This is a genomic window from Enterocloster alcoholdehydrogenati (genome assembly GCF_013282095.1).
Classification (GTDB): domain Bacteria; phylum Bacillota; class Clostridia; order Lachnospirales; family Lachnospiraceae; genus Enterocloster; species Enterocloster alcoholdehydrogenati.
The window spans coordinates 1-1,373 of record NZ_BLTJ01000036.1 but is presented as its reverse complement, the minus strand read 5'-3'; the positions used below and the strand labels follow the sequence as shown (position 1 = coordinate 1,373).

Annotated in this window: 1 protein-coding gene; it reads left to right on the top strand. The window is 41.9% G+C overall.

Annotated features, from left to right (window positions below):
• Nucleotides 1-84 precede the first annotated feature (84 nt).
• Nucleotides 85-1,326 (top strand): IS256 family transposase, encoded by a 1,242-nt coding sequence (locus HW447_RS17770; protein ID WP_176256352.1) that lies wholly within the window; start codon nt 85-87, stop codon nt 1,324-1,326.
• The last annotated feature ends 47 nt before the right edge of the window (nt 1,327-1,373 follow it).

Below are 1,373 nucleotides of genomic sequence, written 5' to 3'. Positions count from 1 at the left end.
GAGAATGTGAAACTTTTTCTGTAAAATTAACTACGATAAGGTCCTTCTATGATAAAATAAATATCATTAGGAGGGCTTTTTACTATGGCAAGACAAAAGAAACCGGTTCACAGAGTTGAAATGACAGAAGGAAAACGAAATATTATCCGACAGCTTCTCGAGGAATATGATATTGAGACAGCAGAAGATATTCAGGATGCTCTTAAAGATCTCCTGGGTGGTACCATTAAGGAAATGATGGAGGCTGAAATGGATGAGCACCTCGGATATGAAAAATCCGAGCGTTCTGACAATGACGATTATCGCAACGGGTATAAGCGCAAGCAGGTCAACAGTCGCTACGGTTCTATGGCAATCGAAGTACCGCAGGATCGGAAATCTACCTTTGAACCACAGATTGTAAAAAAGCGTCAAAAAGATATTTCTGACATTGACCAGAAGATTATTTCCATGTATGCAAAAGGAATGACTACACGCCAAATCTCGGAAACAATAGAAGATATCTATGGGTTCGAAACATCAGAAAGTTTTATTTCTGATGTAACCGATAAGATACTTCCGCAGATTGAAGACTGGCAGAATCGGCCATTAGACGAGGTATATCCAATCCTTTACATCGATGCCATCCACTATTCTGTACGGGATAATGGGGTGATCCGTAAACTTGCCGCTTATGTCATACTGGGCATTAATTCGGAAGGCAGAAAGGAAGTCCTAACGATTACAATTGGTGACAACGAAAGTGCGAAATACTGGCTTTCTGTCTTGAATGAACTGAAAAATCGTGGTGTTAAGGATATCCTGATTATTTGTGCAGATGGTCTTACTGGTATCAAAGAAGCGATTTCTGCGGCATTTCCCAAAACAGAATATCAGAGGTGCATGGTTCATCAGGTAAGAAACACCTTAAAATATGTCCCCGATAAAGACAGGAAAGCCTTTGCTGCTGATTTAAAAACGATTTATCAGGCTGCTGATGAACAGAAAGCTTTGGCAGCCTTAGAGCGTGTAACCGAAAAATGGACACCTAAATATCCGAATTCCATGAAGCGCTGGAAAGATAACTGGGATGCTATTTCCCCGATTTTTAAGTTTTCAGCTGCTGTCCGGAAGGTCATTTACACGACGAATGCGATAGAATCGCTGAATTCCACCTATCGGAAGCTGAATCGCCAGAGGAGTGTATTTCCAAGCGATACAGCTCTGCTAAAAGCGCTGTATCTGGCTACTTTTGAAGCTACGAAAAAATGGACCACCACCATCCGGGACTGGGCGCATGTCTATGGAGAACTGAGTATCATGTATGAAGGACGGCTTCCAGAATAAAGAAAAATAAGCAGAAAGACAGGCGGCAAGCCGCCTGCTCTTGACAT